Genomic DNA, 14325 nt, shown 5'->3' with positions numbered 1-14325 from the left:
CACGAGCATGAGTACGAAAGTCATCAGCCTGGTTTCGATCGGTGCGCACCCAAGCTCCGGTCGCGCGCGGCGCGCCGAGCAGGACTCACGGGCGGTCGAGTTGGGTCTGCAACTGGCCGGCGAGGACCTGCAAGTCGTGCATGCAGGGGATCCCCGTGAGGAGGCTTTGCGCGGTTACCTGGGCATGGGCCTGGAACACCTTGATGTGCTCGAGCAACCCGCCGGCGCCGATGTGCTGGGGGTGCTGGGCGATTACCTGCGCGGTGCCGGTGCGCAACTGGTGCTTACCGGCAGCCAGGCCGAGACGGGGGAGGGGTCGGGCATGCTGCCGTTCCTGCTCGCTGAAAAACTGGGCTGGCCGCTGGTGGTGGGGCTGGCAGAGGTGGAATCCATCGAGAACGGTACTGCCCAGGTGTTGCAGGCGTTACCGCGCGGTCAGCGCCGGCGTTTGAAGGTACGCCTGCCCATGGTGGCGACGGTGGATAACGCCGCGCCCAAGCCGCGTCAAAGTGCCTTCGGACCAGCGCGCCGTGGTGTGCTGGCGGCGCAGGACGTACAGGTGGTGGACGATGAACTGCTGGGCGAAGAGGCCCTGCAACCGGCCCGCCCACGGCCCAAACGGCTGAAGGTTATCAAGGCCAAAAGCGGCGCCGACCGCATGAAGGCCGCCACGGCCAAGGCCAGCGGGGGCGGGGGCAAAGTGTTGAAGGACGTCACGCCACAGGAAGGTGCCGAGGCCATTGTGAAACTATTGGTCGAGGAAGGCGTACTGCGCTGATGGGCATGCCTGGCGACTGAACCCGCCAGGCATCCCGCGCAGCGGCTGGCATCGGCTGTGCCGGTGATCGCGGGCAAGCCCGCTTCCACCGGCGAGCACAGCGGGTGACGCGCGCCGTGCAAGACCTGTCATTTTTGCCAGTACCCCAGCGCTGCATGCCCGTCTATCCTGCACGCATGCCACGCGAGTTCGGGGAATCATGCCGACCTTTCTCTACAGCGCCAACCGACGACATCCCGTATCAGACACCGGGCGCCAAGGTCGTCGGGCTTATTCGCCCTATGGCACTGGGAACGAGCTCTCGGAGCCAAGCCTTGCCTTTTGTGGAGAGTTGCGCGATCCGCTGACGTTCAGCTACCCGCTGGGGAATGGACACCGGCACTACAAGCCATCGCTCATGCGCTTCCATTCACCCGACATATTGAGCCCATTCGGTAACGGCGGCTTGAATGCCTATGCCTACTGCGTGGGTGATCCAGTCAACCACAGCGACCCTACTGGGCAAAAGCCAGAGGAATATGTGCTGCCAGTCCTGAGCATCTTCACCAACCTCATGGGCGTCTTTATCAGCGGCCTACGTTTCAGGTCTTTCCATAAACGGATCAATTCGGCTTCCCAAACTGCCGTGGAAGCTCTTCAACCGCTGATACCCAAGCCAAAGCGGGCTGAGTGGGTGTTATCGAGTATCAGTGCCCTATCGGGTACGGCGGGGTTGACCATTGGGGTGACCAGAGCGGTCGACCCGGACAGCAAATGGCAAACCTGGGCGCTTGCAGCGCTGACGATAGTGTCGCTGGGCACCTCTACCTATGAAGCATGGAAGCTGGCTCAAGCGAAACCGTGGCGACTAAACGTGCCCGAACTCGTTAACCTGCCGTTGGTCGAGCGATCGGTGAGTGCCCCTGACAGGGCTTCAGGGAGACGCAGGCACTCTGCAGACCCTGGCTCCTCGGAAAGGATGCGGACTCAGACTGCAACTATAAGATCTACTTAATGCCGGCTTGAAGAAAGGATAGCGACAGTTGCCGCTATCCCGGCTTCTAGCCAGTTACTGTGCCTGCACTTCCTTCAGATACGGCGCAGGCTCCGCCCCCAGGTTGTTCAGCAAGCGCCCGCTGTACCAGTCGATGAAGTTCACCACCCCAAACTCATACGTCTTGGAGTAAGGACCAGGCTGGTACGCCGTGGAGTTGATGCCACGTTGGTTCTCTTCGGCCAGGCGGCGGTCCTGGTCGTTGGTGGCGTCCCATACCTTGCGCATGTTTTCTGGGTTGTAGTCAACGCCTTCGACGGCATCCTTGTGCACCAGCCACTTGGTGGTGACCATGGTTTCCTGGGCACTGATCGGCCATACGGTGAACACGATCATGTGATCGCCCATGCAGTGGTTCCAGGAGTGCGGCAGGTGCAGGATGCGCATCGACCCCAGGTCCGGGTTCTTGATGCGGCCCATCAACTTCTTGCAGGCCTGCTTGCCATCCATGGTCATCGAAACCGTGCCCTTGAGCAGCGGCATGCGTACGATACGGTTACGCAGGCCATGGCTCTTGTGCAGGTACGGGATCTTCTCGGCCTCCCAGGCGGCAGCAGAGGCGGCCACGTGGTCCTTGAATTCCTGGCTGGCGCGCGGGTCGTTGGTGTCGTCCCACTCCAGCAGGGTCTGCAACAGTTCCGGGTGCGAGCCATTGCAGTGGTAGCACTCGCGGTTGTTCTCCAGCACCAGCTTCCAGTTGGCCTTTTCCATCAAGGTGGTCTGCACCGCCACCTTGGCGTTTTCCATGTCGTACGGTTCCATGTAGTGGTCCAGGGTGGCCAGGAACTCGTCGATGGCTGGCGGGTTTTCCGCCAGGCTGATGAAGATGTAACCGCCAGCGACCTTCACGTTCACAGGCTTCAGGCCGTACTGGTTCATGTCGAAGTCAGCGCCCATCTCGGTGCCGGCGAACAGCAGGCGGCCGTCCAGCTCGTAGGTCCACTGGTGGTAAGGGCACACCAGCTTGGCCACCTTGCCTTTTTCGCTGACGCACAGGCGCGAGCCGCGGTGACGGCAGACGTTGTGAAACGCATGCACCTTGCCCTCGGTGCCGCGCACGACAATGATCGGGTTCTTGCCGATCTGCAGCGTGAGGTAATTGCCTTTCGCCGGGATCTCGCAGGTCATGCCAGCGATCAGCCACTCCTTGTGGAAAATCTCCTGCATGTCGATCTGGAACAGACGCTCGTCGGTGTAGAAAGGCTGGGGCAGCGAGTAGGTGCGCTCGCGGTTTTGCAGCATCTCGGCGGTCGCCTTGCGTGCAGGTTCCAGTGGATCGCCCAGGCTCAGGGTTGCGGTGACGTCCATCGTGTATTCCTCGGGGCCGTGCGCGGCCGGCAAAAGGTGGCTAATCGTTGTTGTGGTGCCGCAAGGCTGTTAACCATGAACAGCGTGTTGTTTTGCGGTGGAGTGTGCGTGCGAAGGCGGCGTGAACCGTATCCATGGGCGACATGGCCGATTTGAATTACGACGCCGCAACCCTTGTCGTGCGGGGCTGGTCGCGATAAGTACGCCGATGTCGCTGGCAGGAATGTTCAAGGTCGCAAGCTTGAGCATCATCCGAGCCATAAAAAGGCCAACTGTCGGCTGCTGGAGATGAACATGTCCGAAACCTTCCTCAATCCGGTCACTACCCAGACCTGGGCCAACGGCCGCCACATCGTGCGCTGCGTCAAGGTCATCCAGGAGACCTGGGACGTGCGCACCTTCTGCTTCATGGCAGACCAGCCGATCATGTTCTTCTTCAAGCCTGGGCAATTCGTGACCCTGGAGCTGGAAATCGAAGGCAAGCCGGTCATGCGTTCCTACACCATATCCAGCTCGCCTTCGGTGCCCTACAGCTTCTCCATCACAGTCAAGCGCGTACCCGGCGGGCTGGTGTCCAACTTCCTGCATGACACCATGCACGAAGGTGCCGAGCTGCCGGTGCACGGACCTGTGGGGCTGTTCAACGCCATCGACTTCCCCGGCGCCAAGGTGCTGTACCTGTCTGGCGGCGTGGGCATCACACCGGTCATGTCGATGGCCCGCTGGTTCTATGACACCAACGCCAATGTCGACATGGTGTTCGTACACAGCGCCCGTTCACCCAAGGACATCATCTACCATCGCGAACTGGAGCAGATGGCGTCCCGCGTGCCCAATTTCGGCCTGCACATCATCTGCGAGAAGCATGGCCTGGGCGAACCCTGGGCGGGCTACCGTGGCTACCTGAACCAGCGGCTGATGGAGCTGATTGCGCCGGACTACATGGAACGCGTGGTGTTCTGCTGCGGCCCGACCCCCTATATGACGGCGGTCAAGCGCATGCTCGAAGCGGTCGGCTTCGACATGAGCAATTACCACGAGGAGTCGTTCGGGGCGACGCCAGCCGAAGCCAAGGCCGATGCAGTGGAACATGCCGAAGCGGCCGCCGATGCGCCGGAAGTGGACGCAGCCGACCTCAACCTGGTCGAGTTCATCGGCAGTGACAAAAGCATTCGCATCGCGCCGGGCGAAACCGTGCACGCAGCGGCGGCGAAAGTCGGGCTGATGATCCCTAAAGCCTGCGGCATGGGGATCTGCGGTACCTGCAAGGTGTTGAAGCTGGGCGGCGAAGTGGAGATGGAACACAACGGCGGCATCACCGAGGAAGACGAGGCCGAAGGCTACATCCTGTCATGTTGCAGCGTACCGAAAGGGGATGTGCGCATCGATTATTGAATCCAGGGCACAGCTTGGATCTGTCGGGGGCTGCGGTGCAGCCCCACGTCTTTGACTGACCGATGGTTGACTCAGGTCGGAACAAGAGGGGGGTTACCCTGTCAATGTGCGGGGCACAACCCTTGTGAATCCGATATTTAATGGCGATGGGCAACGGTTTTCTTTATCGTGTGCGCCCCTCGCAACAACCTGAGATAGACCCATGCTTGAAGCTTCCCTGAATCAACTCGAGCAACTGGTCAGCGACCTGATGCAAAAGAACGCTCAACTCACCGAGCAAAACAACGTCCTCGGCCAGCAACTGGCCCAGGCAAACGAAGAGAACGAAACCCTGCAGCTGTCGTTGATGGAGCAGGAAGAAAAGAACGGCGCCACCGCCGCCCGTATCCAGGCGTTGGTCGACCGTGCCAGCGCGGGTGTCGTCAACGCATGAGCCTGCAAGCGCAGCCGGTCAATGTCGTGTCGATCCTGGGCAACGACTATTCGATCAAGGCGCCCGAAGGCCAGGAAGAGACCTTGGCCCACGCGGTGCGTATGTTGAACACTGCCCTGGCCGAGACCAAGCGATCGTATCCGACCCTGATCGGCGACAAGCTGCTGGTACTGGCAGCCTTGAACCTGTGCTCAAAGCAGGTCGAACTGCAGAAGGAACATCAGCGGACCCTTGCCCGGACCCAGGCACAGATCGACGCCACGGTGGATGCGATCGTTCGGACCATCGCCGAGCAGTGACAGGCCGTTGGCCAAGCTACGTGGGAGCGGCTAATCCCGCCCCCACGCTTCACGTTTTCTCCAGTCATTGAATGACTGAAGGTGTAGGTGGTCCTGCTTGCAAAGCAATGGCTTCACTGGCAACCACACCAAGCGCCCTGCTTTCGCTCAGTCCGGAGCAGGAGGCGGCATCTGGATTATCAAGTCTTAAGACTCAGCACGTCGAACAGGTCGTAATGAACTTCCTGGACAGTCCAACCCGAATCAGACTTGGTGTACTGTGTTTCCACACGTTTTTTTTCGTACACCTCGCCTGAACTCACCAGGCCTTCACGCACGGTGAAAAGTATATCGGGATCGAGTACTTCCACCCGCTCTGCGATGTCACTGTTATAGATGACGTGAACGGTAAGGTTCCCCGGGGTGTCGCGGGTCCACACCTTCTCCGTGACGACCTGGCCATTGATCCGGTCGCCAACCTTGATGCACTTGGCAACATCAGCTTCGCTGAGCACTGCCTGATTTTTTTCGTTCATCGCGTTTCTCCATGTCACAAGAGTGGTTACCCGGCCAGGTGTAAGCAGCCTATCGTCCTGTCCGGCAGAGAGAAACTGGCAGAAGTATCAGGTGCCAGCGATGGCCTGGATGTCTGCCGCCAGCTCACGCACACGTTCTTGCTCGGTGTCCCAGGAACACATGAGCCGCGCATCGCCGCTGCCGATGAAGGTGTAGAAGCGCCAGGCTTTGCCGGATGACGCGTTCACTTCACCAGCGGCCCACGGCCGCTGGTGCAGCAGTCACCTAGCGCCGCGTGCTCAATCGGGGTTTACAACGCCCTGCACTTTGCCCGGGCCCAGGAGCATCAACGGTTTCGAGTCGTCTCTAATGAGTTCCCCCTCCGATAAGCGACCAACGATCAGGCTCACGTAACCACTGCCCTTTGCCCAGGCCCAGGAGCATCAACGGTTTCGAGTCGTCTCTAATGAGTTCCCTCTCCGATAAGCGACCAACGATCAGGCTCACGTAACCACTGCCCTCAAACGCCATGAAATCGCCGGGTACACCGAGCGGGCCAGCACTGGTATCGACTGGGTATTCCAGGTGCCGGTCACCGCCAAGGTTCACGATGAACTTACGCGTGCCGTCTGCCAGGTGATACAGCGTCCTGTGATGAACCGTCTCCCACGTGCTTGGCAGCATGATCACCGTACCTTTGGGTGCATACAGGGCCGCCTGGTGTTTCTCGCCGAGCACGAGAGCATCCGTGGGGCATGGCAACGTTTTAAGAGCAGTGGCTTTAGGGTTGTTGGTTACGAGCTTTTGCTCGATATGGTGGTAACTACCATCGACAATGACTATATCGAGTGGGCCGCTCCAGTCTATGGCTTGCTGGCGGGTAACTTGCGCGGTATAGAACTGGGTCGAGCCATCGTCGACGTTTTGCGCTTGCACACTAAGAACCGCAGTGTCCGATGCTTCATCCAACTCGATGTAGCGTACCCAGACGCGGTGATTCAAGGCAGGTTCCGGAAAAATGCTGCCGAAGCTAGCTTGCAACAGTTTTTCCGGATCCACTGGTACAGAGCTGTATGGGCGATCAGGTGCGTTCAGAGATTTCATGGCGGATACTCTTAGGACTAGAGGGCCCAAGGTACTCAGGCGGTGCACCACGCCCAACTGGCAAATCTGCTAGTCGCAGTCGATCTTAGGCTGCCACGATTCGGCGTATGGCCGATGCCAGGGCCTCGACCCGTGCCGTTTCGGTATCCCAGGAGCACATGAAGCGAGCGCCGCCATTGCCGATGAACGTGTAGAAGCGCCATCCTTCATCCCTCAACGCAGTCAGTGCAGGCTCGGGAAGTTGCAGAAACACGCCATTGGCCTCTACTGGGAACATCGCCTCGACGCCAGGCAGATCCTGCACCAGCGAGGCCAGCAGCTGCGCACAATGGTTGGCGTGCTGCGCATGCCGCAACCACGCGCCGTCTTCCAGCAAACCGACCCAAGGTGCCGACAGGAAGCGCATCTTCGAAGCCAATTGCCCAGCCTGCTTGCAGCGGTAATCGAAGTCTTCGGCCAGCTCGCGGTTGAAGAACAGAATCGCCTCGCCCACGGCCATGCCGTTCTTGGTGCCGCCAAAACACAGCACATCCACTCCCGCTTTCCAGGTCAGCTCGGCAGGCGAGCAGCCCAGGAAGGCACAGGCATTGGAAAAGCGTGCGCCATCCATGTGCAGGTGCAGGTTCAGCTCCCGGCAGGTCTCGCTGATCGCCTTGAGTTCGTCGGGACGGTAAACAGTGCCGACTTCAGTGGCCTGCGTGAGCGTGACCACCCGCGGTTTCGGGTAGTGGATGTCCAGCCGCTTGAGCGCCACTTCACGGATGCTGTCGGGCGTGAGCTTGCCGCCGACGCTGCGTGCCGTCAGCAGCTTGGACCCGTTGGAAAAGAACTCCGGCGCGCCGCACTCGTCGGTTTCGACATGCGCGGTCTCGGAGCAGATCACGCTGTGGTAACTCTGGCACAGCGAGGCCAGGGCCAGGGAGTTGGCGGCGGTGCCGTTAAAGGCGAAGAACACTTCGCAGTCGGTTTCGAACAAGGCCCGAAAGTATTCCGAGGCGCGCGAAGTCCATTGATCGTCGCCGTAGGCGCGGTCGTGGCCGTGGTTGGCTTTTTCCATCGCAGACCAGGCCTCCGGGCAGATGCCGGAATAGTTGTCGCTGGCGAATTGTTGGCTCTTATCTGTCATGACACTGTCCTGTGAACGACGCAGAACAGCACTCTAAACCATCGATTCAGCGGTTGACTATACAACCCGGATACCCGTGCGTTTTCAGGTCGTGTGTTCAAGGAATCCTCGACATTCGAATGTGGCCAACCTCGCCGAAGCGCCACACGGGTGAGCGTTGCCCTTTGAGCAGACGGGGGCTTGGCTCGGCTGGTTTTCAGGCCTGTGCCTCCCACCGGGCGCCGTACGTGTGGCCAGTGTGATCCGGACGCTGACCAATGTCGTAAACGCGCCATTGCAAGGCGTGCGCAGGCATCTGGCACACCCCGGCCAGCCCTACCATCGCCACAAAGGGTCAGAGTGAACCCTCCGAACAAAAAACGATCGCTGCCGGGAGATACAAGATGTTCAGCAAGCAAGACCAGATCCAGGGTTATGACGATGCACTGCTGGCGGCGATGAGTGCCGAAGAGCAGCGTCAGGAAGACCACATCGAGCTGATCGCCTCGGAGAACTATACGTCCAAGCGCGTGATGCAGGCCCAAGGCAGCGGCCTGACCAACAAATACGCCGAAGGCTACCCAGGCAAGCGCTACTACGGTGGCTGCGAGCACGTCGACAAGGTCGAAGCGCTGGCCATCGAGCGCGCCAAGCAGCTGTTCGGTGCCGACTATGCCAACGTTCAGCCGCACTCCGGCTCCTCGGCCAACAGCGCGGTGTACCTGGCGCTGCTGCAGCCTGGCGACACCATCCTGGGCATGAGCCTGGCCCATGGCGGCCACCTGACCCACGGCGCCAAGGTGTCGTCCTCGGGCAAGCTGTACAACGCCGTGCAGTACGGCATCGACACCGATACCGGCCTGATCGATTACGACGAAGTCGAGCGACTGGCGGTCGAGCACAAGCCTAGAATGATCGTCGCGGGCTTCTCGGCCTACTCCAAGACCCTGGACTTCCCGCGTTTCCGCGCCATCGCCGACAAGGTCGGGGCGCTGTTGTTCGTGGACATGGCCCACGTGGCCGGCTTGGTCGCTGCGGGCCTTTACCCGAATCCGATCCCGTTCGCGGATGTGGTGACCACCACCACCCACAAGACCCTGCGCGGCCCGCGTGGCGGCCTGATCCTGGCCAAGTCGAACGAAGAGATCGAGAAGAAACTCAACGCTGCCGTCTTCCCGGGCGCCCAAGGCGGCCCGCTGATGCACGTGATCGCCGGCAAGGCGGTGTGCTTCAAGGAAGCGCTTGAGCCTGAGTTCAAGAGCTACCAGAAGCAGGTCATCGAAAACGCCCAGGCCATGGCCCAGGTGTTCATCGATCGCGGTTATGACGTGGTCTCCGGTGGCACCGACAACCACTTGTTCCTGGTCAGCCTGATTCGCCAGGGCCTGACGGGCAAAGATGCCGACGCTGCCCTGGGCCGCGCGCACATCACCGTCAACAAGAACGCCGTCCCCAACGACCCGCAATCGCCCTTCGTGACCTCGGGCCTGCGCATCGGCACCCCGGCGGTGACCACCCGCGGCTTCAAGGTCGCCCAATGCGTGGCCCTGGCCGGCTGGATCTGTGACGTGCTCGACAACCTCGGTGACGCTGACGTCGAAGCCGATGTGGCCAGCAATGTCGCGGCGCTGTGCGCAGATTTCCCTGTTTACCGCTGAGTGGAGTCCCACACCATGCAACGTTACTCGGGCTTCGGCCTTCTCAAGCACTCCCTCAGCCACCACGAGAACTGGCAGCGCATGTGGCGTACGCCGACACCGAAGAAGGTGTACGACGTGGTCATCGTCGGCGGTGGTGGCCACGGCCTGGCCACGGCCTACTACCTGGCCAAGGAACACGGCATCACCAATGTCGCGGTGATCGAAAAAGGTTACCTGGGCGGCGGCAACACCGCCCGTAACACCACCATCGTGCGCTCCAACTACCTGTGGGACGAGTCGGCCCACCTGTATGAGCACGCCATGAAGCTGTGGGAGGGCCTGTCCCAGGACCTCAACTACAACGTCATGTTCTCCCAGCGCGGCGTGTACAACCTGTGCCACACCCTGCAGGACATGCGTGACTCCGAACGCCGGGTCAGCGCCAACCGCCTCAATGGGGTCGATGGCGAACTGCTCAATACCGCCCAGGTAGCGGCCGAGATTCCGTACCTGGACTGCTCCAAGAACACCCGTTACCCGATCCTGGGTGCCACCGTGCAGCGCCGTGGCGGCGTCGCCCGCCACGACGCCGTGGCCTGGGGCTACGCCCGTGCCGCCGACGCCCTGGGCGTGGACTTGATCCAGCAGACCGAAGTGACGGGTTTCCGCAAGGAAAACGGCGCGGTCATCGGCGTGGAAACCAACAAGGGCTTCATCGGCGCCAAGCGCGTGGGCGTGGTCACGGCAGGTAACTCCGGTCATATGGCCAAGCTGGCCGGCTTCCGCCTGCCGCTCGAATCGCACCCATTGCAGGCACTGGTTTCCGAACCGATCAAGCCCATCATCGACAGCGTCATCATGTCCAACGCCGTGCACGGCTACATCAGCCAGTCGGACAAGGGCGACCTGGTGATCGGTGCGGGTATCGACAGCTGGGTCGGCTACGGCCAGCGTGGTTCGTACCCGGTGATCGAGCACACCTTGCAGGCCATCGTCGAGATGTTCCCCAACCTTTCGCGTGTGCGCATGAACCGCCAATGGGGCGGCATCGTCGACACCTCGCCGGACGCCTGCCCGATCATCACCAAGACCCCGGTCAAGAACATGTTCTTCAACTGCGGTTGGGGTACTGGCGGTTTCAAGGCGACCCCAGGTTCGGGCAACGTCTTCGCCGCAAGCCTGGCCAAGGGCGAGATGCACCCCCTGGCCGCGCCGTTCTCCATGGACCGCTTCTACAACGGCGCCCTGATCGACGAACACGGCGCTGCCGCCGTCGCCCACTAACCGGAGACACCGTCATGTTGCATATTTTCTGTCCCCACTGCGGCGAGCTGCGCTCCGAAGAAGAGTTCCACGCCGCTGGCCAGGCGCACATCGCCCGCCCGCTGGACCCCAACGCCTGCTCCGACCAGGAGTGGGGCACGTACATGTTCTACCGTGACAACCCGCGCGGTATTCACCACGAACTGTGGGACCACGTTGCCGGCTGCCGTCAGTATTTCAACGTCACCCGTAACACCGAAACCTACGAGATCCTGGAAACCTACAAGATTGGCGAGAAGCCGCAAGTCAGCGCCCGTGAACACACACCGGCGCGCTCGGCTGCTGTAAACGAACGGGGAGTCAACGTATGAGCCAGACCTATCGCCTCGCCAGCGGCGGCCGTATCGACCGCAGCAAGGTGTTGAACTTCACCTTCAACGGCAAGACTTACCAGGGCTATGCCGGCGACAGCCTGGCGGCGGCTTTGCTGGCCAACGGCGTCGACATCGTCGGCCGCAGCTTCAAGTACTCGCGTCCGCGCGGCATCATCGCCGCAGGCACCGAGGAGCCGAACGCCATCTTGCAGATCGGCTCCAGCGAAGCCACCCAGATCCCCAACGTGCGCGCTACCCAGCAAGCCCTGTATTCGGGCCTGGTCGCCACCAGCACCAATGGCTGGCCGAACGTCAACAATGACGTCATGGGTATCCTGGGCAAGGTAGGCGGCAGCATGATGCCGCCGGGCTTCTACTACAAAACCTTCATGTACCCCAAGTCGTTCTGGATGACGTACGAGAAGTACATCCGCAAGGCAGCCGGCCTTGGCCGCGCGCCGCTGCAGAATGATCCGGACAGCTACGACTACATGAACCAGCACTGCGACGTGCTGATCGTCGGTGCAGGGCCTGCTGGCCTGGCGGCAGCCCTCGCGGCTGCGCGCAGCGGTGCTCGCGTGATCCTGGCCGACGAGCAGGAAGAATTCGGTGGCAGCCTGCTGGACACCCGTGAAACCCTCGACGGCAAGCCGGCCGTTGAATGGGTCAGTGGCGTCATCAAGGAGCTCGAAGGCCTGCCGGAAGTGACCTTGCTGCCACGCGCCACGGTCAACGGCTACCACGACCATAACTTCCTGACCATCCATGAGCGCCTCACCGACCACCTGGGCGACCGTGCTCCGCTCGGCCAGGTGCGCCACCGCGTGCACCGTGTACGGGCCAAGCGTGTGGTGCTGGCCACCGGCGCCCACGAGCGCCCGCTGGTGTACGGCAACAACGACGTGCCAGGCAACATGCTGGCCGGCGCCGTTTCGACCTATGTTCGCCGCTACGGCGTAGCGCCTGGCCGCAAGCTGGTGCTGTCGACCAACAACGACCATGCCTACCGTACCGCGCTGGATTGGCACGATGCAGGTTTGCAGGTGGTGGCCATCGCCGATGCCCGCCACAACCCACGGGGCTCGCTGGTCGAAGAAGCGCGTGCCAAGGGTATTCGTATCCTCACCTCCAGTGCTGTCATCGAAGCCAAGGGCAGCAAGCACGTCACGGGTGCTCGGGTGGCCGCCATCGATGTGCAGGCCCACAAGGTCACCAGCCCTGGCGAAACCCTCGAGTGCGACCTGATCGCCACCTCCGGGGGCTATAGCCCTGTGGTTCACCTGGCTTCGCACCTGGGCGGCCGTCCGGTATGGCGTGAAGACATTCTGGGCTTCGTGCCGGGCAATGCCCCGCAAAAGCGTGAGTGTGTTGGCGGCATCAACGGTGTCTATCCGTTGGGCGATGCCATTGCCGACGGCTTCGAAGGCGGCGTGCGTGCAGCCACCGAAGCAGGCTTCAAGGCGACCGTAGGCACCTTGCCGAAAACCGTCTCGCGCAAGGAAGACGCCACCCTGGCGCTGTTCCAGGTGCCACACGACAAGGGCACCGCACGTGCGCCTAAACAGTTCGTCGATCAGCAGAACGACGTGACGGCCGCTGCCATCGAGCTGGCTACCCGTGAAGGCTTCGAGTCGGTCGAGCACGTCAAACGCTACACCGCGTTGGGCTTCGGTACCGACCAGGGCAAACTGGGCAACATCAACGGCCTGGCCATTGCGGCGCGTTCGATGGGCATCACCATTCCGGAAATGGGCACCACCATGTTCCGCCCCAACTACACGCCGGTGACATTCGGCGCGGTGGCGGGTCGTCACTGTGGGCACCTGTTCGAGCCCGTGCGCTTCACGGCCCTGCATGCCTGGCACGTGAAGAATGGCGCCGAGTTCGAAGACGTTGGTCAGTGGAAGCGCCCGTGGTACTTCCCCAAAGCCGGTGAAGACATCCACGCCGCCGTTGCCCGCGAATGCAAGGCGGTGCGTGACAGCGTCGGCTTCCTGGACGCCTCCACCCTGGGCAAGATCGATATCCAGGGCCCGGATTCGCGTGAGTTCCTCAACCGCGTGTACACCAACGCCTGGACCAAGCTCGATGTGGGCAAGGCGCGCTATGGTCTGATGTGCAAGGAAGACGGCATGGTGTTCGACGACGGCGTAACCGCCTGCGTCGGCGACAACCACTTCATCATGACCACCACCACTGGCGGCGCGGCGCGCGTGTTGCAGTGGCTGGAGCTGTACCACCAGACCGAGTGGCCAGACCTGAAGGTGTATTTCACCTCGGTGACCGACCACTGGGCGACCATGACCTTGTCCGGGCCGAACAGCCGCAAGCTGCTCAGCGAGCTGACCGACATCGACATGGACAAGGAAGCCTTCCCGTTCATGACCTGGAAGGAAGGCAACGTCGGTGGTGTGCCAGCCCGTGTGTTCCGTATCTCGTTCACCGGTGAGCTGTCGTATGAAATCAACGTGCAAGCCAACTACGCCATGGGCGTGCTGGAGCAGATCGTCGAGGCAGGCAAGAAGTACAACCTGACCCCGTACGGCACCGAGACCATGCACGTGCTGCGTGCCGAGAAGGGCTTCATCATCGTCGGCCAGGACACGGACGGCTCGATGACGCCGGACGACCTGAACATGAGCTGGTGCGTGGGGCGCAACAAGCCGTATTCGTGGATTGGCCTGCGCGGCATGAACCGTGAAGACTGCGTGCGTGAAAACCGCAAGCAGCTGGTTGGCCTGAAACCGATCGACCCGAACCAGTGGCTGCCCGAAGGCGCTCAGCTGGTGTTCGATCCGAAGCAGCCCATCCCGATGGACATGGTTGGCCACGTCACCTCCAGCTACGCCGCTAACTCCCTGGGCTATTCGTTCGCCATGGGTGTGGTCAAGGGCGGCCTCAAGCGCATGGGCGAGCGTGTCTACTCGCCTCAGGCCGATGGCAGCGTGATCGAGGCGGAAATCGTGTCTTCGGTGTTCTTCGATCCGAAGGGTGAGCGGCAGAACGTTTGACTCCGGGCCCCTGGGGAGCAGGCCAGGCCGGGTCGCAGGCCGGTCGGCTCCCACAGGCGCGGTGCAGACACCGAGGTTCATGCACGC

At 61.5% G+C, this 14325-nt stretch carries 12 protein-coding genes and 2 pseudogenes; 9 read left to right on the top strand and 5 right to left on the bottom strand.

Annotated elements, in window-relative coordinates; genetic code table 11:
• Positions 1 to 7 precede the first annotated feature (7 nt).
• Entirely contained in the window at positions 8 to 778 is a 771-nt protein-coding gene (locus tag B2Y33_RS00335) for an electron transfer flavoprotein subunit beta (protein WP_027913558.1), read from the top strand.
• A 316-nt stretch (positions 779 to 1094) separates the two neighbouring features.
• Positions 1095 to 1280, top strand: a pseudogene (locus tag B2Y33_RS00330) (RHS repeat-associated core domain-containing protein); the annotation flags it as partial.
• A gap of 546 nt (positions 1281 to 1826) precedes the next feature.
• Here the strand turns inward: B2Y33_RS00330 and gbcA are convergent.
• Complete coding sequence (gene gbcA / locus B2Y33_RS00325) at positions 1827 to 3119, bottom strand: glycine-betaine demethylase subunit GbcA (protein WP_028686661.1); 1293 nt, start codon at positions 3117 to 3119, stop codon at positions 1827 to 1829.
• A 294-nt stretch (positions 3120 to 3413) separates the two neighbouring features.
• Between gbcA and gbcB the strand changes: the two genes are divergently transcribed.
• The 3 genes from gbcB (at position 3414) to B2Y33_RS00310 (ending at position 5246) form a co-directional block, all read left to right on the top strand.
• Positions 3414 to 4514 carry a glycine-betaine demethylase subunit GbcB gene (gene gbcB, locus B2Y33_RS00320; RefSeq protein WP_028686660.1) on the top strand — a complete coding sequence of 367 codons (1101 nt, stop codon included), beginning with the start codon at positions 3414 to 3416 and terminating at the stop codon, positions 4512 to 4514.
• A 202-nt stretch (positions 4515 to 4716) separates the two neighbouring features.
• Positions 4717 to 4947, top strand: a complete 231-nt coding sequence (locus B2Y33_RS00315) for a hypothetical protein (protein WP_027913561.1) — start codon at positions 4717 to 4719, stop codon at positions 4945 to 4947.
• Complete coding sequence (locus B2Y33_RS00310) at positions 4944 to 5246, top strand: cell division protein ZapA (RefSeq protein WP_027913562.1); 303 nt, start codon at positions 4944 to 4946, stop codon at positions 5244 to 5246. The genes B2Y33_RS00315 and B2Y33_RS00310 overlap by 4 nt, the downstream gene beginning before the upstream one ends.
• Before the next feature lie 179 nt (positions 5247 to 5425).
• Here B2Y33_RS00310 and B2Y33_RS00305 read toward each other — a convergent pair whose 3' ends face one another.
• The 4 genes and pseudogenes from B2Y33_RS00305 to B2Y33_RS00290 all read right to left on the bottom strand — a co-directional run bounded on the left by B2Y33_RS00305 (position 5426) and on the right by B2Y33_RS00290 (position 7971).
• Positions 5426 to 5761, bottom strand: coding sequence for a hypothetical protein (locus B2Y33_RS00305; protein WP_027913563.1), 336 nt, complete (start codon positions 5759 to 5761; stop codon positions 5426 to 5428).
• Between the two features lie 87 nt (positions 5762 to 5848).
• Positions 5849 to 5989, bottom strand: a pseudogene (locus tag B2Y33_RS00300) (threonine aldolase); the annotation flags it as partial.
• Between the two features lie 118 nt (positions 5990 to 6107).
• The gene (locus tag B2Y33_RS00295; RefSeq protein WP_125921859.1) at positions 6108 to 6845 is read right to left on the bottom strand and encodes a hypothetical protein; all 738 of its coding nucleotides are present in this window, start codon (positions 6843 to 6845) and stop codon (positions 6108 to 6110) included.
• Between the two features lie 85 nt (positions 6846 to 6930).
• Complete coding sequence (locus B2Y33_RS00290) at positions 6931 to 7971, bottom strand: threonine aldolase family protein (protein WP_027913565.1); 1041 nt, start codon at positions 7969 to 7971, stop codon at positions 6931 to 6933.
• Positions 7972 to 8354: 383 nt separating this feature from the next.
• Between B2Y33_RS00290 and B2Y33_RS00285 the strand changes: the two genes are divergently transcribed.
• The 4 genes from B2Y33_RS00285 to B2Y33_RS00270 are packed head-to-tail and all read left to right on the top strand — an operon-like array spanning position 8355 to position 14238.
• The gene (locus tag B2Y33_RS00285; RefSeq protein WP_023532571.1) at positions 8355 to 9608 is read left to right on the top strand and encodes a serine hydroxymethyltransferase; all 1254 of its coding nucleotides are present in this window, start codon (positions 8355 to 8357) and stop codon (positions 9606 to 9608) included.
• Between the two features lie 15 nt (positions 9609 to 9623).
• Positions 9624 to 10874 carry a sarcosine oxidase subunit beta family protein gene (locus B2Y33_RS00280; protein WP_023532460.1) on the top strand — a complete coding sequence of 417 codons (1251 nt, stop codon included), beginning with the start codon at positions 9624 to 9626 and terminating at the stop codon, positions 10872 to 10874.
• Between the two features lie 14 nt (positions 10875 to 10888).
• On the top strand, positions 10889 to 11224 hold the full coding sequence (locus B2Y33_RS00275) for a sarcosine oxidase subunit delta (protein ID WP_206405129.1): 336 nt from the start codon (positions 10889 to 10891) through the stop codon (positions 11222 to 11224).
• A complete protein-coding gene (locus B2Y33_RS00270) occupies positions 11221 to 14238 on the top strand; it encodes a sarcosine oxidase subunit alpha (RefSeq protein WP_088522849.1) in 3018 nt (1005 codons plus the stop codon). The genes B2Y33_RS00275 and B2Y33_RS00270 overlap by 4 nt, the downstream gene beginning before the upstream one ends.
• Positions 14239 to 14325 lie beyond the last annotated feature (87 nt).

This window comes from Pseudomonas sp. UBA5666 (genome assembly GCF_002420785.1).
GTDB lineage: Bacteria > Pseudomonadota > Gammaproteobacteria > Pseudomonadales > Pseudomonadaceae > Aquipseudomonas > Aquipseudomonas fulva.
Note: the sequence above shows the minus strand (reverse complement) of the source record. Positions and strands in the feature narration are given on the sequence as shown.